The 22,181-nt window shown below is 37.7% G+C and carries 21 protein-coding genes and 1 pseudogene; 2 read left to right on the forward strand and 20 right to left on the reverse strand.

What is annotated here, in order from left to right:
* Nucleotides 1-38: 38 nt before the first annotated feature.
* From BTR25_RS21895 to BTR25_RS21975, 17 genes and pseudogenes are all read right to left on the reverse strand, one after another.
* A complete protein-coding gene (locus BTR25_RS21895) occupies nucleotides 39-941 on the reverse strand; it encodes an isoaspartyl peptidase/L-asparaginase family protein (RefSeq protein ID WP_075690147.1) in 903 nt (300 codons plus the stop codon).
* A 37-nt stretch (nucleotides 942-978) separates the two neighbouring features.
* Nucleotides 979-2,301: a helix-turn-helix domain-containing protein gene (locus BTR25_RS21900; RefSeq protein WP_075690148.1), complete on the reverse strand. Its 1,323-nt coding sequence runs from the start codon at nucleotides 2,299-2,301 to the stop codon at nucleotides 979-981.
* A gap of 777 nt (nucleotides 2,302-3,078) precedes the next feature.
* The gene (locus tag BTR25_RS28275; protein WP_254842774.1) at nucleotides 3,079-3,258 is read right to left on the reverse strand and encodes a 3-keto-5-aminohexanoate cleavage protein; all 180 of its coding nucleotides are present in this window, start codon (nucleotides 3,256-3,258) and stop codon (nucleotides 3,079-3,081) included.
* A gap of 244 nt (nucleotides 3,259-3,502) precedes the next feature.
* On the reverse strand, nucleotides 3,503-4,258 hold the full coding sequence (locus BTR25_RS21910) for a GntR family transcriptional regulator (RefSeq protein ID WP_075690149.1): 756 nt from the start codon (nucleotides 4,256-4,258) through the stop codon (nucleotides 3,503-3,505).
* A 43-nt stretch (nucleotides 4,259-4,301) separates the two neighbouring features.
* Complete coding sequence (locus BTR25_RS21915; protein WP_075690150.1) at nucleotides 4,302-5,078, reverse strand: sulfite exporter TauE/SafE family protein; 777 nt, start codon at nucleotides 5,076-5,078, stop codon at nucleotides 4,302-4,304.
* Between the two features lie 57 nt (nucleotides 5,079-5,135).
* Nucleotides 5,136-6,482, reverse strand: coding sequence for an amidohydrolase family protein (locus tag BTR25_RS21920; protein WP_075690151.1), 1,347 nt, complete (start codon nucleotides 6,480-6,482; stop codon nucleotides 5,136-5,138).
* 38 nt (nucleotides 6,483-6,520) lie between these two features.
* On the reverse strand, nucleotides 6,521-6,967 hold the full coding sequence (locus tag BTR25_RS21925; protein ID WP_075690152.1) for a hypothetical protein: 447 nt from the start codon (nucleotides 6,965-6,967) through the stop codon (nucleotides 6,521-6,523).
* On the reverse strand, nucleotides 6,964-7,818 hold the full coding sequence (locus tag BTR25_RS21930) for a DUF3100 domain-containing protein (RefSeq protein WP_075690153.1): 855 nt from the start codon (nucleotides 7,816-7,818) through the stop codon (nucleotides 6,964-6,966). Before BTR25_RS21930 ends, BTR25_RS21925 begins: the two co-directional genes overlap by 4 nt.
* A gap of 627 nt (nucleotides 7,819-8,445) precedes the next feature.
* Nucleotides 8,446-8,559: pseudogene (locus tag BTR25_RS21935) on the reverse strand (hydroxyethylthiazole kinase); the annotation flags it as partial.
* Between the two features lie 93 nt (nucleotides 8,560-8,652).
* Complete coding sequence (locus BTR25_RS21940; protein ID WP_075690154.1) at nucleotides 8,653-9,420, reverse strand: SDR family oxidoreductase; 768 nt, start codon at nucleotides 9,418-9,420, stop codon at nucleotides 8,653-8,655.
* A 13-nt stretch (nucleotides 9,421-9,433) separates the two neighbouring features.
* Nucleotides 9,434-10,453, reverse strand: a complete 1,020-nt coding sequence (locus BTR25_RS21945; protein ID WP_075690155.1) for an ABC transporter substrate-binding protein — start codon at nucleotides 10,451-10,453, stop codon at nucleotides 9,434-9,436.
* Nucleotides 10,450-11,205 carry an ABC transporter permease gene (locus BTR25_RS21950; RefSeq protein WP_075690156.1) on the reverse strand — a complete coding sequence of 252 codons (756 nt, stop codon included), beginning with the start codon at nucleotides 11,203-11,205 and terminating at the stop codon, nucleotides 10,450-10,452. Before BTR25_RS21950 ends, BTR25_RS21945 begins: the two co-directional genes overlap by 4 nt.
* A complete protein-coding gene (locus tag BTR25_RS21955) occupies nucleotides 11,202-11,948 on the reverse strand; it encodes an ABC transporter ATP-binding protein (protein ID WP_075690157.1) in 747 nt (248 codons plus the stop codon). Before BTR25_RS21955 ends, BTR25_RS21950 begins: the two co-directional genes overlap by 4 nt.
* An 11-nt stretch (nucleotides 11,949-11,959) precedes the next feature.
* Complete coding sequence (locus BTR25_RS21960) at nucleotides 11,960-13,411, reverse strand: acyl-CoA reductase (protein WP_075690158.1); 1,452 nt, start codon at nucleotides 13,409-13,411, stop codon at nucleotides 11,960-11,962.
* Entirely contained in the window at nucleotides 13,408-14,490 is a 1,083-nt protein-coding gene (locus BTR25_RS21965; RefSeq protein ID WP_075690159.1) for a LuxE/PaaK family acyltransferase, read from the reverse strand. Before BTR25_RS21965 ends, BTR25_RS21960 begins: the two co-directional genes overlap by 4 nt.
* Before the next feature lie 462 nt (nucleotides 14,491-14,952).
* The gene (locus tag BTR25_RS21970; RefSeq protein ID WP_139311308.1) at nucleotides 14,953-15,396 is read right to left on the reverse strand and encodes a DUF6376 family protein; all 444 of its coding nucleotides are present in this window, start codon (nucleotides 15,394-15,396) and stop codon (nucleotides 14,953-14,955) included.
* A gap of 296 nt (nucleotides 15,397-15,692) precedes the next feature.
* Nucleotides 15,693-15,893: a cold-shock protein gene (locus tag BTR25_RS21975; protein ID WP_007083691.1), complete on the reverse strand. Its 201-nt coding sequence runs from the start codon at nucleotides 15,891-15,893 to the stop codon at nucleotides 15,693-15,695.
* Nucleotides 15,894-16,224: 331 nt separating this feature from the next.
* On the opposite strand from BTR25_RS21975, the gene BTR25_RS21980 reads away from it, so the two are divergent.
* Both BTR25_RS21980 and truA read left to right on the forward strand, forming a co-directional pair.
* Nucleotides 16,225-17,781, forward strand: a complete 1,557-nt coding sequence (locus tag BTR25_RS21980; protein WP_075690161.1) for an ABC-F family ATP-binding cassette domain-containing protein — start codon at nucleotides 16,225-16,227, stop codon at nucleotides 17,779-17,781.
* A gap of 571 nt (nucleotides 17,782-18,352) precedes the next feature.
* A complete protein-coding gene (gene truA / locus BTR25_RS21985) occupies nucleotides 18,353-19,090 on the forward strand; it encodes a tRNA pseudouridine(38-40) synthase TruA (RefSeq protein ID WP_075690162.1) in 738 nt (245 codons plus the stop codon).
* A gap of 84 nt (nucleotides 19,091-19,174) precedes the next feature.
* Here truA and BTR25_RS21990 read toward each other — a convergent pair whose 3' ends face one another.
* From BTR25_RS21990 to BTR25_RS22000, 3 genes are all read right to left on the reverse strand, one after another.
* The gene (locus tag BTR25_RS21990) at nucleotides 19,175-20,614 is read right to left on the reverse strand and encodes a DHA2 family efflux MFS transporter permease subunit (RefSeq protein ID WP_075690163.1); all 1,440 of its coding nucleotides are present in this window, start codon (nucleotides 20,612-20,614) and stop codon (nucleotides 19,175-19,177) included.
* A 474-nt stretch (nucleotides 20,615-21,088) separates the two neighbouring features.
* The gene (locus tag BTR25_RS21995) at nucleotides 21,089-21,475 is read right to left on the reverse strand and encodes a response regulator transcription factor (protein WP_075690164.1); all 387 of its coding nucleotides are present in this window, start codon (nucleotides 21,473-21,475) and stop codon (nucleotides 21,089-21,091) included.
* Nucleotides 21,476-21,681: 206 nt separating this feature from the next.
* Nucleotides 21,682-22,044, reverse strand: a complete 363-nt coding sequence (locus tag BTR25_RS22000) for a VOC family protein (RefSeq protein WP_254842776.1) — start codon at nucleotides 22,042-22,044, stop codon at nucleotides 21,682-21,684.
* Between the last annotated feature and the right edge of the window lie 137 nt (nucleotides 22,045-22,181).

A 22,181-nucleotide genomic window follows, 5' to 3' on the forward strand; every position in this document is an offset into this window, starting at 1 on the left:
CTCCTTAATCTTGTAGTCAAGGACAAAAAGCAAAACTCCTAGTTTACTTTATGAACCTCTAAATCTTGCGTTCTACCATCTATTGAAATAGCCGCTGGGAAACTAGAACAGTTATGAACAGCAGCATAATGACCATATCGATTAAGAATAATGACACCACCCGTTTCACCTGTTAAATGATGGAGCCTGTAAATCGCTTCTTCTCCTACCTCTTTCGGCGTTCCTCCAGCACTTATTTGATCATCAATAAACTTAGCCGTAAGTGTTTGTATAAATGCTTCTCCTCTGCCAGTACAGACTACAGCACAGTTTTTAGATGCATAGATTCCTCCCCCAATAAAAGGGGTATCCCCCACTCTTCCAGGCTGTTTAAAAAACGAACCGCCTGTAGAAGATCCAGCCGCTAAATGACCTTCATCATCAAGGAGAACACATCCAACGGTATCCGTTTCCTTTTTTAATCCTGTATAGGCACTAAACTCAAGTTCTTTCCCTTGTAATGACAACATCCTAGCTATTTGCCAGGAAGATAATTGCTCTTTTGTTACACAATTATCGTCTTTGAATCCTTGCTCTCTCGCGAAAATAGTTGCCCCGTCACCAGCTAAAAAGACATGTTTTGTATTTTCCATTACTTTTTTGGCAACTGAAATGGCGTATCTGATATCTCTCATAGATGCCACTGCTGCAAATCTGCCTGTTACCCCATCCATAATAGAACCATCATTCTCAACACGGCCATCCCGGTTTAGGACAGAACCATATCCTGCATTATAAAGAGGATTATCTTCCAATTCATTTACTGCTCTTTCAACAGCCAGTAAGCGATCGTTTGTTTCGAATAAGTATTCATACCCTTTCATAGCTGCATTCTTCAAACCTTCCAAGTACTGTTTCTCCGTACTGGTTTCAACACTTCCATGAAGTAAAATAATACTCATCCTCTACCTCCCATTTACTAGACATTTGAATTAAGTTTTAACCCTCACCTTTATCGATAAGGACACGTTCATCACTATTGATGAACGTAATTTCATAGACAATTTTGGGTCTACCTCGGTGGGCAATTTGTTCTTCCGCAACTACTTTCGCTAACTTTTTGGCAACCAATTCATTTAGGGTTCTCCTTACATTCCTAGTTGTCTGCCCAATTTCTACAGCTAACTCCTCAGCTGTAACCGTTGTTTTTTCGATCTTTTTCATAGAATCATAAATTCTTTCTAATACAATCATCGATAGTTGATATTTTTCTGCGATGCTTCTTATCATTTCTTGTCCTGAACGGTATTTCTCTTGATTGTGATTTCCATTCAGCAAATTAATCACTCTATGATCATCAATCGTAAGATAACAGCTGTCTTCACCATGTTCTTTTGCGTACTGTAAAGCAATAGAGGTCCGGCGATTTGCAATTAAGGCTGTTTCGCCAACTCCTAACCCAACAAAGGTTTTACATTTCATAATATTCCGAATTATAGATGCACACTCATAGAATAGCGAATTACTTTGCTTTTCTAGCACTCCCAATGTTGTATAAAAGACATAGTTAAATTGATTCAAGTTAAAAATGGCAGCATGTAATTTCTGAGCTAAGGTGACCAGCCTTTGGTTTATTTCTAAGTATTTCTGTTGGTTGGTGAAGTACTCTTCTCCACTTTCGGTTGGAACAATTTCCAATCTACCTACAACTATTTGTGATTTTCGGAACTGCAGGGATTGATAAGCTAATATTAATTTTTGAATTCCTTCGCGAATAGATGATTCAGGTGCAAGAACCAATACAACTGGTACTTCCAATTCTTTTAGTTCATGGTATGCTGACCTTAAGCAAGTAACAGCACAATCAGTTTGTTCTTTTTTATACTTTTCTAAGTGAAATCCAACAAGATTTTTTGAATCCGTTTCATCGGGATTAGATATAAAGTACTTTTCTTCAATACCAAGAAATTCATATGTTTTAGCGACTGATTCTTCCAAAATTGTGTCAAAACTAAGACGGTTATTTGGCTTACTTGTTTTTTGTGTCGCCTCTAACAGCCCGCGATATAAAGAAGCACCATCATAAGAAATATACCCGCATGGTACATTGATAGAGTGTTGTTTTTTTGCCATTTTGTATGGGACTGGACCACCAAACAAAAGCACATCATTTTCCTTCTCAGCTCGTTTACAAATAGTGACCGAATCCATTTCGTTTTTGTAGAAGTAGTATTGAATATTAATATTTTTAAATTCTTTTTCCAATTTACTAATAATAGGATGTAGCTCCTCAATTCCAATAAACCCGACTCTAATTTCCATCTATATCAACTCCACTTTTGGAAATGTCCTTAAATGTCCTAAAATACAAAAATTTTAAATATTGTAATCGATTGGATTGCAAGTTTAACAACATTGTTTTGAATTATGAATAGTTTTGACACTCTTACTTTCCTCTTACGGAAATGTCTTTAAATGTCCTTAAATCTAAACCTATACTCATCTTATTAAAAGATTATCCCCTTGTATTCTTTCTTGTTATATACTCTAACAAGAAATTTTTCATTACATAAAAAGATTTATGTTGGTGAAATTTAATGTTTATTTATGAAGATGTCTTCTTAGAGGTAAGTGTAATCTATCTGGGGTAACAAATATTCTAAATTATATAAAAATTTTAATTGCATTGTTTCAGGTTTGTCAAGAAGATTTCTAGATTTTTCTTTTTCCTATTTTAAAATTAACCTTATATATTATTCCTAGAAAATATTCACCAATGAAAGAAATTTACTATTTGTTATATTAGTATCGGGTATAGGATTATTCAACTTATAAAAAGCAGATTGATTTTCTAAAACCCAAATTCAAAAAAATATCTCATAGAAATTTCCTTCATAATTGGCTTCATTAAATCACTCATTAGTGCAAAATGTAATGGAGACATTGGGGTCAGTCCCCCACTTCAGTAAAACTTTACAGTCCCGGGGGACTGACCCGAATTTACCCTTGCTAAAGTTGTCATCATAATAGGGACACTCATTTTACCGACTCCAAATGCACTCCATGTTGTATTTTTTGGGAGTAATCCTTTTAGAAAGACTAAATTTTCACAGTAGCAGCCATTCCGCCAGGTGCACCTAGGACAAATTGAACATTCATAGGTTCTTTAATAGTACCCTTTTTCACATAGTGAAGGGCATTATAGAGCATCCCAGCATCAAATATTTCGATCTCTGGTTTAACGTTGACTTTCAACATCTCGCTTCCTAAGCGTTCCATTAAGAGGCTAAGCCACCCATACGAATCTCTTATATTTCCTTGTTCATATTCCAAGGTTAAGCTGCCGCTTTTTACTAGTTCACTATTCCTTAGGAAGGCTTCTTCAGCATAGAACTGGATACATGTTTTTGGACTCTTCGACTCCGGTGTGTCAACCAATAAATAACGAAGTGAAAAAGGGGCAGTCCCCCACCGGTTTAAAGCACTACCGGTGTGGGGGACTGACCCTAGTAACAGGCTGATATTAATAATGAGTAATTGTTCTACTTGCAGTGAATTTTATCAACTCATGTACATAATATTCTGTGTTAAACATGACTGGAATCCCTTTGTCTGTATATTTTGTGATATCCATTCGTAATAAAGGAGTGTTTATTTCTAAATCTAGCATTTCTCCAATTTCAGCATTTGCTACACTTGGGATAAGTTCCATTAGATCATTACTAAAGTGGAAATTATTGTTTCCTTCAGTGAAGGAAAAGATGTCTTCACCTATCTCTTTATTAGAAAATGTTTTTTTGTTCATGTAGATTCTCGGGATTCTGTTAATGCAGTAAACAGCTGGTTTAGTGTCTGCACAAAACCGTTTTTTTACAACAAGTAATTCATCCCCAGGGTTTATGTTTAAAGCTTCTGCTTGTTCTTTTGTAGACTTTTCCCAGGAATAAGTAATCCGATCTACCAATACTTCGTAGCCACAATCTTTTATAAACTTCTTGAGTTCTCCGGCATGGTCAATTTTCTCAGTAAGCTTTCTTGCAAAAGTTGTAATCGTACTGCTACTTCCCTGACTTCTTGTAATAAACCCTTCATTTTCAAGGACGGTAAGGGCTTCCCTGACCGTTAATCTGCTAATTCCGAGCTCCGCGGCCAAATGAGCTTCTGAGGGTAGTTTGTTTTGTTCTGGATTATTCGATTCTAATATATATTTTTTTAAATATTCAATCGCTTGTTTAACAGCTGTTTGTTTATGAACCTTAGGAATATTTCGAAGAGACAATTTTTACCATCCTTACTTTGATAAACTAAAACAATCCATACTACTAGATGAATAGCATGATAATCATATAAGTTGATGATATCACTGTTAGCGAAGCAATGGAAATACTTAAGTGATTTAATTTAACTTTATTTGACAAGAATGAGCCTGTTACCGTTCCAATTATTTGTCCAGCTACACTAGCGACTAATAATAGCGAGAAATTCCCCATATTCGAATATTGAGAATAGCCAAATACAGAGGGGATGGCTATTACGACAGAATTCAATAAACAGACCCCCACTGCCACTCGAATACTAATTCCTAAATTAGATAGCAACGGTACCAATAGTATAGGACCGCCAGCTCCCGTTAACGAGCAGATCGTAGCTGAAATCAGTCCAATGAGTAAGATAGAAGCTTTACTTTCCAATAGTTTGGATTTTTGTGATTCTGCAGATACGTTTTGATTGCCCTTTTTACTTTTTAAAAACAGAGATACTCCTGATATCAAGACAAATAAATAAAGCAGGAGTTTGGCTGTATGATCAGGAATTAATACATTCAGCTTCACTCCTATAAGAGCTCCGGGTATACTGCCAATACTTAGATACATAGCAAGCTTTACATCCATGTTCCCCGATTTCCAATAATAATAAGCGCCTATCAATCCAGCAACAGCAAAGGAAAAGAAACTTAAAGCAAGTGAATCTCTTAATGGCAATTCTAAAAAACCTACAAAAATCAATGGAAGAAGGAATCCCCCAATACTGGAGATTCCTAGTAGTACACCTACAAAAAGGTTAGAAAATAAGATAATTACAAATAAATATGTCAGCATGTTAACCCTCACTTCTATTCTTATTGCACCTATATTATTTAGGGGATATCACGCTTTCTAAATTCCAGCTCTAAGTGACATGCTTTTCATAGCCAATTTACTTTCAAACATAATTTTTTCTTCGTCCAGGGTAAGTACTTCCCGATTTTTCATGATGACTTTTCCATTTACAATCATATCGGATACGTCCGTACTATTGACCGATTCTACTAAACTATTTACCAAATTCTGTGTTGGTTGAATATGTGGATGATCGATACTAATACCGATTAAATCTGCCTTTTTTCCTACTTCCAAAGTACCGACATGATCTTCCTGCAACATGGCCTTGGCGCCCCCTAATGTAGCTAATTCCAATAATTTCTTTGCAGGCATGACCATTGGATCGAAAATCGGGGTTCCCCAAAAAGCCCTCATCAAGGATTTGAATGTTTTTATTTCATCCAACATGCTTAACCCTGAGTGTGCAGCGCCATCTGTCCCAATCCCGACAGTAATCCCTTTTTGCAATAAGCTTGGGGTCTTGGGGATTCCTTTCCCCGCATTACTGATAGGACAGTGAGCAACCTTCACATTGTAATTCTTTATGATGTCCATCTCATTTTCTGAAAGTAATATACTATGTGCACTTAGGAAATTTGAATTCAGGACACCTAATGATTCCAGATATTCAAAAGGCCTTTTCTGGAAATTCTCCAAACAAAAGCTAATTTCATTCGGATATTCATTCATATGTGCTTGAACACCAGTATTCAGTTCTTTTGCTTTTTCAAATACTTTTGTAATTAAGCTTGGGGTACAGGAAATGATTGAACGAAGAGAAAACCAAATGTTTAGTCTTCCATCTCCTAAACCATGAAACTCATCAAATAATGTAACATTCCTCTTTAGTAATTCCTCTTCTGTCGATTTCATGCTTTCGGGAATTTGATTCCCTGTATTCATCGTTGAACATGTAATGGTGGCTCTTAATCCGGATTGTATCGCCGCTTCCGCTACTTTATGCATAAAAGTGCCACCAGCATCAACAAAGGCGGTTGTTCCGGACTTAATCATATCCAGGCAGCTTAATTGTCCACTTATAAGAACATCCTTTTCTCTTAAGTTGCTTTCAAACGGAACCATAATGCGAGTCCAAATCATTGGATATTCGTCAGCAATTCTTCCTTTTAATAATTGCTGACATGTATGCATATGTGCATCGACAAAACCAGGCATGTACAGCTTCCCTTTACCATCGATTGTTGATGTAGATTGATAGCTTTCAACAATAACAGAGGTATGATCAACTGCTAGAATAGTATTGTCTTTAATCACAATCGATTGATTATCTTTTATTTCAAAATCAGCCGTTAGGATGGAACAGTCTTTGATCATCAAATCACTTTTGGTTAATTTTTTCATTTTATCCAACCTCTAGTTATTATTTATACAAACTTCTGTTAAATCGCATTTGTGAGTTTCAGAACGAGTTGTGAAATCATTAAAGAACCTGCGTAGGTACTTGTTATTACAACCAAAGCAATAACAATCATTTTCCAGCCTTGTTTTCTAAATTCATGAAAACTAGCTCCTATTGAAATCCCAGCTAATGCTCCTACAATAGTAAGAGGAGCCTTAAATTCAATTTTACTTGTTGATTCCATGACCACATCTCCTACAGGCGAGATAGGCGAAGCGAATAATAAACCTAATAAGGAACAAAAAAGGATAATTGGCAGTTTCAAAGGAATGACCTTTGATAACAATACAGCGATTAGTGCAATTCCGCATAAAATTAGCACTCCACTCAAAGAATCAGAAACAGATACATCGTACCCTATTAGATTAGAAGAGATCATGGCAATTGCAACGAAAACTAATAAAAAAACCCATTCCTTAAGTCTCATACTATTTCCCTCTCTTCATTGTCAGCAATTTGTGTTTTAGACTTTCTAGCTCTTCCTATTTTTGGTTCCAATATGCTATATAGTTTGTTTGCAAGAGGCAGAGCAATGAATAACGCAGCGTAGATACCGGTTAATCCTGTCAGCATATCACTGGCTCCACCGAGCATTAAGATTTCTTCTGCAAATGACGGGTACATATGAGCCAAGCTAGCTGTAGCAGATGCCATCATGATTCCTGAACCTACACCTGATGCCATTCCTAACGCATACGGATGGAATAAACCTGTTGATGCCAATAAAGTAGCCAAAAAGCCCATGTAGATTGTTCCAATTAAGCCGCCGATAATATAGACTGATAACGTGCCTCTCATTTCAGGTGAAGAAGGACCGTACAGATTGCTTATTAAGCCTAGATTTGTTTCCCGATCAATGGAGTGTGCAGCACCTACAGCTTCCCTTTTTAAGCCAAGAAGTAGCGCCAATGGCAAAGCAATGAACACGGTAGCAATGTTTCCCAGCTCCTGAAGTAATAAGGCTGGTCCAACCTCAAGAAGTTTCGGAATATTTCCTCCTCCAAGAATTCCGAGTTTAACGATAAATGGAGCAATAGCCACTAAAACTAAAGGGGATGCTGCTTTTACCTCTTCCTTCTTAAAGAATCCTAAAATATCAGGGCCTAAAATCAAGCCTATAATAATCCCATAAAAAATAGGGAAAATGTACACCATACCAGGACCAAGCGGTATTACGAATGAACCAATGGAATCTGCAAGCAACAGAATTAGAAAAGCTACAATATAAATCTTGTATTCTTTCTTAAACCTTTCTGAAAGTGAACTGTACCTTTTCATAAAACCCCTCCATCAATAAATAATGATTGCTTTGAAATAATAAAAATTTATATTAGAATATTACCATCGACTTGTCTGATAAGTAAACAACTTTTTTGCCTTTTTAATTAAATTTATTCTGAATCTCACCATTTTTGTCCTTGAGATATATAAAATCCTAACGAAATTGGCTTTTTTTGTTTTAATGTTCACCTTTTATTATGGGGGTCCTTACATAAAAATGTAACCCCGTTATTCCACTTGGTCTTTTTTACTAATTGGCTGTGTTAAAATAGACTGTTGATATGCACTCCAGGTGCTATGCTTTCCGCGGGCTCGCCCGTGAGCCTATTACAGCTTCGCACCTGCGGGGTCTCACGTAGCTCGTACATCCCGCAGGAGTCAAGCACCTTCCGCTCCAATCAACAGGTTCTAAAATCAACAATATCCATTAACACAGCCTACTAATTAAAAATCTCTATGGTGGAAATTGAAGCCTGACTGATCTATTACATACCAACAATCATAAAAACCAATGCAAAAAGAGGCCTTTCAGATACCGCTTATAACAACGGTCTAATTAGCCTCTTTCTTAACTATTTACTATATCCACTATAAAAGCTTTATTGCCTAGGAAGGTACAAGACAAACATTCTGTTCCACTGCTGTAAAGGCGCCTATGATTGAGCTTAGTAAGCAACCCGTTCCTGTTACTTTTGTTAGAATTGGATGGCCATTGGGTACAACATATGTTGTTTTCCCGTATATTGTGTACAAGTGGGTTTACTTCTCTACCTTTTTCTATGTCTGTACTAATTGTATTTTATCCATCTGCTCTTGATCCCTTCTATGAAGTTATTTCATGACAAGGCCGCCGTCTACATATAAGGTCTGCCCTGTCATAAATGTGCTCCAATCTGATGCTAAAAATAAAACTGGTCCTTCAATATCACTTGGTGATGCAAGCCTTCTTAATGGTGTCTGTGAAATAATCATTTCCTTTACTTCCTCTTTTGTGTCACGACTTGCATCTGTTGGGTAGACTAGTCCTGGAGCAACGCAATTCACTCTTATTCCAAAAGAACCCAATTCCGCAGCTAAATTTCTACTATAGCCAACAAGCGCTGATTTAGCTGTTGTATAATCCGGGTATGGAACAATAGGGCGTTCGACCAAGTTGCTTACCATATTGATGATACTACCTTTTACTTGTTTTTTCATGGTTGGAATGACGGCCTGGCATACGTAGTGGGTGGAGCGAAGCGTGCCATCCATTTGCTCTTGATAATCTTCCCAGCTTAATTGCCACGCCAATTTCCTCTGATCAGGGTTAAATTCATATGGCTTAAATGCATTATTTACAACCACATCAATTTTACCTGTTTCTAAAAGAATTTCATCTACCATATCCTTCACCGCTTGCTCCTTGGTTACATCTGCTTGAATGGCCCATGAATCACCACCAAGCTCTATACAAGATGAAACAACGGCTTGGGCAGCCTTTTGATTGGCTAGATAATTAACAACTACAGTCGCTCCTTCTCTAGCAAAGCCTTGTGCAAGAGAGGCACCAATTCCACGGCTTGATCCGGTGACAAGTACAACTTTGTTTTGAAATTTCATCCTTTATCTCCTGTTAGTCTTTCGGAATAAGTTCTTCCGTTATAATTTCGTTCATATTAAGTTTATTTCTAACTAAACCTAATCTTTGATACGTATCGGCAGCCTTTTGTAGGACATCAATGTCAAGTGAACCTAATCCTTTTTCATCTGTAGTCGGTGAAACACTTGAAGCATTTCGTATTTTTATAATTTCTACATTATTCGCTTGGTCTTTACCATCTATTGCGTAGGTAACTGCTAAAGATGCAGCCTCATCAGGATTATTAATCATCCATTCTGCACTATTTTGATAACCGACTAAGAATTTTTCTAAAAGCTCTTTTTTCTCTTGATAGGTTTCCTCTGTTACGACAAAAACATCACTAGGAAAGTTTAGATAGTTCTTAACCTCCATGACATTCACTTCACCAAGACCTTTTTGTTTACCAGTAAATAACCCGGTATCAGTTGCAGCTGTAGCATCAACCTGTCCTTGCATTAACGGAGCAAAATTTAAAATACCTGTTTCAACAATCTCTACATCCTTTTCCGTCAAACCAGCCTCATGTAATAGCACCAGTAAATTTTGTCTCGTTCCACTTGAAAGGCTATAAACACCGATCGTTTTACCCTTTAAATCTTCAGGCTTTGTCATGTTTTTTTCCTTTAACGATACAATATTGAAAACATTCTGTGGGTAGATATTATAAATCACTCTTAGTTTTTCACCTTTATCTAAGGCAAAGAATAATGAGCCTGGGTCTGTAAAAGCAATATCAGCTTGTCCAGAAAGGATATTTTTAATCGCATCGCCGCCACCTGCACCAGGAATAAACGTCATATTCAAACCCTGTTCTTTAAAAAATCCCTTTTCTTCCTCAACCAGTAAATTGGTTTGTTCGGTAATCGGTTTACTCCAGCTTGCAACACGTATTTCTTCTAAGGCTTCTTCCTTTTCCTTTGGCTCCTCTTGGTTTGTGTCAGTAGATCCTTGATTACATGCTGTTAATAAAGTGATGAATAAGACGAATAAAAACGTACGTACTGATTTCATTTTTTTCTCTCCTTATGTATAGGCTTTAACAGCCATTTTTCTAGTAAGCGAACAGCCTCATATAGAACCATCCCTAAGGCAGTAAGTAATATTAGGATGGCGAACATAAGTGGTGTATCCATCATTCCCTGTGACGCAATAATCATCGCACCTAAACCTTCACTTCCACCAATAAACTCACCAATAACAGCTCCAACAACTGCCAGGACAACAGCTACACGAAAACCTGCCAAAATTCCCGGCAGACCGGCAGGAAGTTTAAGATGAACTAATGTTTGCCATCTTGTTGCGTTTAAAACACGAAATAATTCCTTTTTATTTGCATCGGTCTGTTGAATAGACGTGATCGTATTTTCCAATAATGGAAAAAAGCAGATAAGGGCTGTAATGACCACTTTAGATGTCATACCAAACCCAAACCATAGGATAAACAAAGGAGCTAACGCAAGCTTTGGAACGGCCTGACTAGCAATCACATAGGGAAGGAGAATTCGTCTTACTATCTCAATCTCCCCCATGACAATTCCAGCTAGTAACCCAAATAAACTCCCGAAGAATAATCCTAGAACAACCTCTGCAGCTGTGCGGTATATATGTGGTAAAAAATAGCCTGACACTAATCCGTTCCATAGGATCGTTAGCACAACTGAAGGAGCAGGCAAGACAAGCTCTGACATTGAACTTGCAACAAACTCCCATCCAGTTATTAATAAAATGAATAGAAGAAAGGAATAAAGGCGATAATGTTTCATACTCTTCCTCCAGTCATGGCATCCCTTACCTTCAAGCAATGCTCATTAAAGGATAAACTATATCGATCAGCAGCACGACGTGGCTTTGTAAGTAACACGTTTAAATCATAAGTAATTTCCCCTGCTTTCATAACTGCAACCCGATCTGATAAATACACAGCCTCTGATATATCATGGGTAATAAATAACACGGTCATTTTTTCATGATCACAAAGAGTTAATAAATCATCCTGCAGCTCTTCCCTGGTTATAGCATCTAGTGCTGCGAAGGGCTCGTCTAAAAATAACATGGACGGATGATGAATCAAAGCACGTGCAATCGCTACTCTACTTTGCTGTCCACCAGATAGTTCAGTTGGATAGTGCTGATCATAGTCATTTAGCTTCATCATTTTTAACAATGTCCTAGCACGTTCCCGCTCTTCCTTATTCGGTTTTCTCTTTAACGTAATCGGTAAAAGAACATTATCGATTACTGTCTTCCATTCCAACAGTGTTGGAGACTGAAAAACAAAACCAATTTTGGTAGATGGTTTTAACACCTTCTCATTTTCTAAGTAAACAGCTCCCTTGTCAGGGTGTAGGAGACCTGAAGCTATTTTTAATAAAGTTGTTTTTCCACAGCCACTTCTACCTAATAAACTGTGAAATTCCCCTTTTTTGATCTTCCATGACGTATCATTGATAATTGTTTTTTCCCCTCCGTAACTGTACGTTACATTGTCAATGATTAAAAAACTCATGTTGTCATCTCCTAATCTATATAAGGGGCAAGACCCTCTGCATACTCCTCTGCACTATGTTCAAGATCAACCATGTTTACTAAATCTAGTAAATTAAACCGTCCGTCGTGATGCCATCCAGCTTCTGGAGACGTCATATATCCAAGACTTGTAATACGTGTAACTCCCAAAGCTCCTAATGATTCTGCTAATTGGAATAGTTCTTTTGGTGATGCAGCAATTCCCACCGTTTGGAGGTACGATCGATAGGTTTCAATATTGGGTAAAATATCACTAAGCTCGTTTACTTCAACAACTTTAATCACTCTATTTAAACAGCTTGGTGTTAGTTCGCCTTCGTTTCCACCAAACACGACCGTCCACGAATTACTTTGTTCTCCTAATACTTCTTTTTCTGAATTTGTTAACATGCTAAATTCTTCTTTTTGTCTCCACTCTGCAATACTTGCCCCTTCTTCAATGGAAAGAACTCTGCGCGGATACCGCTTTTCAAAACTCTCTAATTCATGTGCTAGATATCGAGAAAATTCCCTAGGTGTTACATTTCCACCGTTTTGCACATAAAACACGTGTGGGGAATAACAACCTTGCTGATCATAGCGAATCACATCGTATGCAGCGTCTCGAACAGTTTTCCGTGCTTTTCGAGAGTCAAGACTGACCTTTGAAACAATACCGAAGCTAATCTTATGCCCAAACGGAAGGAAACGGGTTGTAATCGGAATACGACTTTTGATCGATTCTAGTGATTGGTTACTGCCGTATGCTAGAACAAGATCTGCACGTTGAAACAGCTGCCGTTCCTTTTCTTCATCCCCGCCCTTCCACCAAATAACAGCTAAACAATTAGCAAGCCTAGGTTCTGCCTCTACAATCATGCTAGCAAACCAACCAGCAAATAATGGCTCAGCACTTGGTAGTTTTCCGACTGTACCGGATTTTACCATGAGACTTGAAATTAGGCTCCAAAGTGGGAGAGCCGGAACATTTCCAGCCCATATTTGCACAATTACATTCGCTCCTACAGCCTTCGAGAAACCTCTTTTCGTTCTTGGCTGAAAATCATCCAGAAGTAAGGGGTTACCAAAATCCTCTACTAAAAATCGTTGCAAATTCTGTTTGCGGAATGTTTTTAAATAGTTGGTTAGCCCTATCCTAATTAATTCCTTATCATAACCTGTAACAATAGGTAATAGTTTTTCCGCCTTTTGTCGATAAGGATTTGTACGATCTAGCAGTTGCTCTACTACCGTATCAATGATTTGTAGGAGTTCAGTTACCGTTAGTGTTTTAAGAATCTCCGAACTTGCTTGTCTTACCTTTTCTATGACAGTGTCAAGCTGTTGTTGTGATAATAGCGGAACTTGAACGTTAAGCCTTTCTGATTTCCCTTCAAAAGTTAGGGTTTTATACTCTACCTCTCCCTCTAAGGAAATTGGGAGATATCCTGCTTTTTCTATCATTGAGAAGACCCCTTTGCCGCACGAATAAATTCATCAACAGCGATAGAGCAACCTTTTGCCTCCGAACCTTGAACTCTACCTAATAATTGAAAACCTTCCTCTTTCTCAACTCCAAGATCTTCGGTTAAAATGGTTGTCACAGAATTAAAGTTTGCTAAGTCACAATGGACTAAGACTCCTTTTTCTCCTTTTGGAACGTCTTGTCCTGTCAATGGATTTACTACTCTGGTTCGAATCCAATGTGGACCTGATTTTACTGAAGGAATCGAACTGTTTCCATCATCATAAAATTGCGTACTAAGTTCAGTCATTCCATACATATTAATACATTCTGACTTGTCAACACCCAATAAAGTTGATAATTGTGTATAGAACGTCTCCAAATCAAGCTCTTTTGATTTATTTTTAAATCCACCAGTATCTAGAATTCTACTACCGGCAGGCAATTGATACGATCTTCCTCTGTCCTGTAATTCCTCAAACAAGTGCACAAAGCTAAACGATGCACCAAGCAAAGCTAGTGGATCTCCTGATGTCTCGGCGTGTTCAAGTAGGAGTAGTAAGGAATCGGTTTGTAAACCCAGATCATTTACCAAATATTGACTATCACCTGTACCATATTCTTTATAGGCTAGTGCTAAATAATGAGATAGAGATGAATTGGGCATTTCCTCTTCGGTTGGAAAGAGAATACCCATTTTTATTTGTTTATGTCCCTTCATAAAACGATTTTTAAAATTTTTTAGCATCGATTGGTTGTAAACCTCTAGCGTTGGATGATAGTGCTTCCCCCTAATTCCCTTCGTTGTACCACTAGTCATAAACACATCTTCTGCTTTTTCAGGGTCCTCACAACTAAGGGTAAGCTCCTTAAATGCATTAATCGGAACTGCAGGGATATCCTTCCAACTTTTAACCATTCTAGGTGTTTTTCCTTTTTGCCGGCAATACATTTGATAAGGGGTGTTATTCGTGTATTGGTATCGGAACAGTTGTAGTGCTTGATCGTTAAATGCTTCTTCTGATGAATCATCACTTTTAATATATTGAAGAACACCGTCTACGATTTCTTGTCTCAATTCGTATACCCTCTTTCTTGATCTCGTTCTAGGTTAATCGTAAGGGATGGATTTAACTTCTCACTATGTATAAATTATTTTCGGAAAAAGCAAAAAGAGCACTCTGCTTGGCGCAAAGTGCTCATAGTTTCCCTACTCACATTCCCTACGCTGGCATTATCCAACAGGTTACACGGTCAGCAACGGAATAGTTGCAATCTCAGCTAGCTTCCACCAGCCCCCGAAAAATGAATTTAAACGTAGTGTACTGAATTTACTCGAAAAATACAAGAGTTTTAGGTTTTGCCCTCTTTTTCTCCGGTATGATAAGAAGGTATATTGCTCACCTGTAGCACGGACTCCCAAAGGTTGATTAATAACGAACACAACACTCTGTGCAAGTTCTTCAGGCTACAACTCCATAACGAATAAAAAAAGTGGGACGTTTTTTCTGCTTCAGAAACGCAGAGAACCTCCCTTTGTTTACAACCCTAGTTTCTCCAATCTTGAGAGTATTCCTTGTACGTTTTCGATGGTTGATAAGATTTCTGAATCTTGTATTTTATTTAGGACGACGTGGCCATCTACTACGACTTGATTAATTTGAGCTAGTAGCTCCTCATTCTTTGCAACAAGTTCCTGATGGATGTCCTTTGCCACTGCTGGTATATCTTTCGTGGCTATGAACTCTTCAATACTTGCTTTTACTTCAAACAGTTTGTCTTCAAGCTCTTGTTGTTTTGCTTCATCTAGAGCAGCTTCCTGCAGCAATTGTGGAGCCTCATTGGCAAAGTCGGATAGTGCAATAATATGCTCCGTTGCTTGATTCACGTAATCAACACTATCATTTACCTCATTCAAAAACGAACAAGCACTCAACAGCATGGTTGATAACACTATAAAAATCATAATAGTCTTCTTCATCATCAACTTCCTTTCTTTCCTGAGAAAATCATCACATCACATGTTATACGATTGAGCAGCCAGAAAGTTTCGTAAACAGAGGGACGGCTTCTTCAACCTCACTAAACGAAGGTTATTCACTTATATTAAAATTTCCAGAAAAAGGATTAGGGATTGCTTGGTATGTATGTTATACTTTGTCTACCATTTTCTTTACTATTGTTGTGACTCCGCCCTACTCTTACGTGAGTAGGGTTTTTGTTTTATTTTTGCATAAAAAAAAGACTCTGCAAGAGAGTCTTTTTATATTTTGGTTCTTATTATGCTTTACGAACGTTAGTAGCTTGAGGTCCACGTTGGCCTTGTTCTACTTCAAAAGTAACTGCTTGACCTTCGTCTAAAGATTTGAAACCTTCGCTTTGGATCGCTGAGAAGTGTACGAATACATCGTCTCCTGCTTCGCGTTCGATAAATCCAAAACCTTTTTCTGCGTTAAACCATTTTACTTTACCTTGTTCCATTTGTGTTTCCTCCTAGTGTGCAATGCACACAATGTATTACTATCCTTGCTTAAATCTTCAAGACAGAAAGTTAACTCACTTACCATTTCTTAACGAACAAACAAAAATAATTCTTATTCAGAATAACAGTTATTAGTGAAAAGTGCAAATCGAACCTTTTAAGCAATGTGCTGTTTTATTAGTCGTTTTTTAAAATTGGAAGTACGAACCATTCCATTGACGAATGATTCGTGTTATATTTTATTATTCGTGAACAAAAAACAAGTGAATGAATTTAAATATATTTTTCCCTTAATAAGATGACAATTAAAATGAAATGAGTGTGAAATAGATGAGTATACTAACTGTTAAAGACCTGAGTCACGGATTTGGAGAACGTGCTATTTTCAACAACGTTTCCTTCCGCTTGTTAAAAGGAGAACACATCGCTTTGGTTGGTGCGAACGGTGAAGGTAAGTCAACGTTTATGAATATCATTACTGGACAGCTTCAGCCAGATGATGGAAAAGTTGAGTGGGCGAGGAATCAACGGATCGGTTATCTCGACCAGCATGCTGTTTTACAAAAAGGAATGACCATTCGTGACGTACTAAAAACGGCATTTCAATATCTCTTCGATGTTGAAACGAATATTAATACGATTTACGGGAAAATGGCTGACGTAACACCTGAAGATATGGAAAAGATGTTAGATGAAGTTGGTACATTACAGGATATATTAACAAATAATGATTTCTATGTTATTGATGCCAAAGTAGAAGAAGTGGCACGCGGACTTGGTCTTGATGATGTTGGTTTGGAAAAAGATGTTCATGATTTAAGTGGTGGGCAAAGAACAAAGGTTTTATTGGCCAAGCTTTTACTTGAGAAGCCAGATATCCTTTTACTAGATGAGCCTACTAACTATTTGGACGAACAGCACATTGAATGGTTACGACGTTACCTGCAAGAATACGAAAATGCATTTTTATTAATATCTCATGACATCCCATTTCTTAATAGTGTTGTGAATGTCATCTACCACTTAGAAAATCAAGAATTAAATCGCTATGTTGGCGATTATAATAATTTCCTTACTATATACGAAGCAAAAAAACTACAAGTAGAAGCAGCTTTTAAGAGACAACAAGCAGAAATTTCTAATTTAAAGGATTTTGTAGCACGTAATAAAGCAAGGGCATCTACTAGTAATCTGGCCATGTCGAGACAGAAAAAACTTGATAAAATGGAGATTATTGAAGTTGGACATGAACGACCAAAGCCTGATTTCAATTTTAAAGCAGCAAGAACCTCTGGAAAAACGATTTTTGAAACAAAAGAATTAGTGATTGGTTACGAAGAACCACTCTCAAAACCGTTAAATCTATATATGGAACGCGGACAAAAGGTGGCATTGGTTGGAGCAAACGGTATCGGGAAAACCACCCTCCTTCGAAGTATTCTTGGAGAAATAGAAGCTCTTTCAGGTGAAGTTGAACGCGGTGAACACCAATCTATTGGTTATTTTGAACAAGAAGTGAAAACGGCGAATCCAAACACATGTATCGAAGAGGTTTGGAATGAGTTCCCTCATTTAAGCCAAGGAGAAGTTCGCGCTGCTCTTGCAAGATGTGGGTTAACAAGAAAGCACATTGAAAGCAAAGTTTCGGTTTTAAGTGGTGGCGAGAAAGCGAAAGTAAGGTTATGTAAGCTTCTTAACCGTGAAAGCAATATCCTTGTTTTCGATGAGCCTACCAACCATTTGGATGTAGATGCAAAAAATGAGCTTAAACGAGCTTTGAAATCGTATAAGGGAAGCATTCTTCTGATCTCTCATGAACCTGAGTTTTATCAAGACGTGGTAACAGCGGTTTGGAACGTAGAATCATGGACGACTAAAGCACTATAAAGAAAAGAAGGGGCTGTCCAGAACGTCAGTATAACTGATTTTCTGGACAGCCTTTTTATTGAAAAGAACAGAAATAATTAGTGTAGCTCTACTGGATTATTTTCTCTATCTGGATAAACAGCTTGTTGCAAGGACGTATCGTCATATTCCCCATGTTCCGTATGTATACATGTATTATTTTCTTCTTCATCTACAGCTGCTTCACTGATAAACATCTCTTCCTGTCCATAAAAAGTTTCTTAGTGGTGCGAATTTCCTGCTTAAGAATAAGTTCCGAACATAACGAATAAGCGATCGATCCTCTATCTCTTTTAATTCCGAATAGATACAATACATGACTGGTTCTTGTTAGGTCATTATGAAATAGCTACACTCCCAATTCACATTGTGATATAGGAGTTTTTTACTAACAGAATTCACTAAGTTATAATGAAAGAGATGTAACTAAAACGAAGCATTACATAATTACCATCACTCAAAGTTTGAACAGACATCGACAATTTCTGGGTGGCGCTTTTATAACAATGGAAAGAAACACACATGATAAATTTCTCTAATAAGGAGCAAAACAATGAACAACTATAAATTAACTATTCAATATGATGGAGGACGCTATAAGGGATGGCAGCGGCTAGGTGAAGGAGAAAGTTCCATTCAAGGAAAAATCGAAAATGTATTGTCAGAGATGGCAGGGAAGGAAATCGAAATCATTGGATCCAGCAGAACGGATGCAGGTGTACATGCTTTTGCTCAAATAGCCAATTTTAAGTTCAGTGGGAATATGACTGAATCTGAAATCAAAAACTATTTGAATAAATACCTACCCAATGATATCAGCGTAACAGAGGTTGGGTTAGTTCCTGAACGATTTCATGCCCGGTATAATGCCAAAGATAAAACCTATATCTATAAAATCTGGAACGAGAGTCATACAAATCCTTTCATGCGAAAGTACAGCATGCATGTTGAAGAAAAGCTGAATATCGTAAACATGAAAAAAGCATGTCAATATTTTATCGGTGAACATGATTTTACTACTTTTTCAAATGCTAAATCTAAGAAAAAGTCTATGGTCCGTGAAATTTATTCTTTCGATATCGAAGAAATAGCCGGCTTCATTCAAATTAGAGTGCGAGGTAACGGATTTCTTTATAATATGGTGAGAAAGATTGTCGGAACGTTGATAGAAGTTGGGTTGGGTAAAATAAATGCTGAGAGTATACCAAGCATTTTAGATTCAAAAGAACGAAACCAAGCGGGTTTTCCTGCGGAGCCAGGAGGCCTTTATTTGGAGAAGATTGAGTTTTAATAATAAAAGTGCCCGGCACAATCCAATAAATTGGAAGGTGCCGGGCACGTTATTTCTTTCAACGTACTTCAGCCTGTTGTTGGATTACTCCTGCAATTTGACTTTAACCTTCCTTTGTCCAGTCCCTTCCATTTCACTTTCTGACTGGCGGTCTTTTGAAATAAAAAAGGACAAGATTAGACCTACCAACGAAAGTATCGAAACCACCATAAACGCTATATTCGCTCCATACATATCCGGATAAGAAATGTCCGGACGCTGTTTTGCTGTTTCAGCGGTTGTCGTCATAACCGTAACTAGAATGGCGGTTCCAACCGAGGCAGCAATCATTTTCATCGTATTATCCATAGCAGCTCCATGTGAAAGTAACCGTTTTGGTAACTGGTTTAATGCGGCTGTTGCGACCGGCATCATGACCATTGAAAGACCTAACATTCTAACCCCGTATAAGACTGTAATAAATGTCATCGTAGTAGACGGACCTAAAGTGGTAAAGGCAAATGAAGCAGCGGTCATTATCGTTAAGCCGATGATCACTAACCATCTTGCACCGATTCTATCAAATACCCGCCCTACAATCGGGGCCATTAAACCGCTAATAAGCGCACCAGGTAATAGTGCCAGACCGGCCTCGAATGCTGTGAATCCCCGCATATTTTGCATAAATAGTGGAATAATTGTCTCTGCCCCAATTAATCCCATAAAGCTAATCATCCCAATGATGATCGCAAACGGAAAGACGGAAAACTTAAATACTCTAAATTCCAGCATTGGATTTTTTAATCGTAACTGCCTAGTAATAAACAACGCTAATGATATTACGCCAATTCCGATTGATACAAGGGTAATCGGGTTTGACCAGCCATAATTTCCAGCACTTGTGAATCCATAAAGCAGTCCCCCGAAACCAAATGACGATAAAATAATCGAAACAACATCAACTTTTGGTTTCGAAACCTCTGTTACATTTTTTAAAGCAAAGAAAGCGATCAGAATATCGATAAGCACAATTGGCAAAATGATAATAAACAACACTCTCCATGAAAAATGCGCTGTTACCCATCCTGACAATGCTGGCCCAATTGCCGGTGCAAAGGAAATGACCAGACCGACCAAGCCCATTGCTGCTCCACGCTTATTCCTAGGAAAAATTAATAAAAATACTGTTTGCATCAAGGGAAGCATGACACCTGCTCCAGAAGATTGAATAACCCTGCCTAGTAATAAGATTTCAAAATTGGGAGCCATTGCCCCCACCAATGTACCAACCGCAAAAACACTCATAGCCGATATAAACAATTGCCTCGTGGTAAACCGCGCTAATAAAAAAGCACTAATCGGAATCATAATCCCGTTGACCAGCATAAAAACAGTTGTAAGCCATTGTGCACTGTTAGCTGATACGTTCATTTCTTCCATTATTGGAGGGATTGCTGTGATCATCAATGTTTGATTTAAGATAGCAATAAACGTCCCTGCAAGAAGCAGCACCACAATCGTCGACTGTTTACTTGTAAATGCCAAACCTTCATCCCCCGTTCTTTATTAATGGCTCTTTTCTTAAACTTTGTTGCTATTTGTAACAATAAATGAAGGGTTGTACTGAGTTTTCTAGGAAAGTCGCATAACTTTAGTGAGAAAAGAGCATACAAACTAAATTCAAAGGCGCAAAGTGACTATTTCTACGGTAAAATCGGCCTTAAGAATTTAACACCAATCGTTGCGAAAACAGCCTTATAAAAAAACTTTTTATAAGCCTATCGTTAGAAATGCACTTTTATATATTAACTGAAGCCGCTATTAAATTCCAATCAATTGCCTTTAGCACTGTTCCCATTAACAGGAGTTATTTACTGATTCTTTAACTAAATAAAAGTGCTAGGCACCATCCAATATTTTGGATGGTGCCTAGCACGGTTCTCTTTCTATCAGTCCCCCACTGGTTTAAAGCACTACCGGTGTCGGGGACTGACCCTTATTGCTTCAAATTCGTTGACTTTACTGAACAGCTCTATTCTTATATCGACTCTCTTCAATAATTTCCTTAATACGCTGAACGGTATCCGTAAAACTAAATGGTTTGGGAATAAAATCCGTTGCTCCGAGACCATCCCTCTTTTTTTGATCAAATTTTTCATTTTGGGCCGACAGCATAACCACTGGTGTATTCTTAACAGCTCGAATTTCTTCGAGAATGATATACCCATTTTTATTAGGAAGCAAAACATCGAGAACGAACAAATCATATTCATTCGTTAATGCCATTTTAGACCCAACTTCTCCGTCTTCGGCTACGTCAACAATAAATGATTCTCTTTCCAGATAAAGCTTCAATAAACTGCTTATTCTTGTTTCATCTTCCACAATAAGGATTTTAGTAATCACAAACACCTCCTATTTGTTCACAAAATGTTCACATTTGTTATACCATCATTCTATAACATCCTGCACTAAAATGGTACAGTTGAATTTTGGAACAAAATGAAAAAGCTGAAACATGGAGTAAAAACAAAAAATGTGCCAGGCACTTCCCCATTACTTGGTTGGTGCCTGGCACATTTACATTATCGCTCTCTTCTATCAATGTTTACTTATCTTTCTACCAATTCCAGCTTCTCCCCATTCGGACCATAGAAAAAGGCGATTTTAACTGTACCCTTTAAAACAGTTTGAGGTTCTTCATCTATTAATGTAACTCCCGCTTCTTTTAATCGCACGAGTTCAGTTTCGATGTTCTCAACCGTAAAGGCCAAGTGGTTCACGATTCCTTCGTTTTCAACAAGGACGCCATACACTAGCTCAATCTCTACACTCGGCTGCTCTGGAAAAAAAAGAAAGGCAAGCTCAACAGATTCATTTAACCATTCTCTATTCCTCAATTCTAAACCGAGAATGTTCTGATAGAACGCTAAAGACTCGTCCATGTTTTTAACCATTATTCCCACATGTTCCATTTTCACAATCCATTCCTCCTTCATTCTCAATGTACATTCATTTGGATGAGGTCCAGTACAACGACCAGTATCCAGCTCCGCTTCTAAAGGACTCAAAGCTCCTATACAAATAGTATGCTTTTTGCAAAGAGCTTTCA

It is taken from the genome of Bacillus sp. MRMR6, assembly GCF_001940785.1.
In the GTDB taxonomy this organism is placed as follows: Bacteria; Bacillota; Bacilli; order Bacillales; family Cytobacillaceae; genus Neobacillus.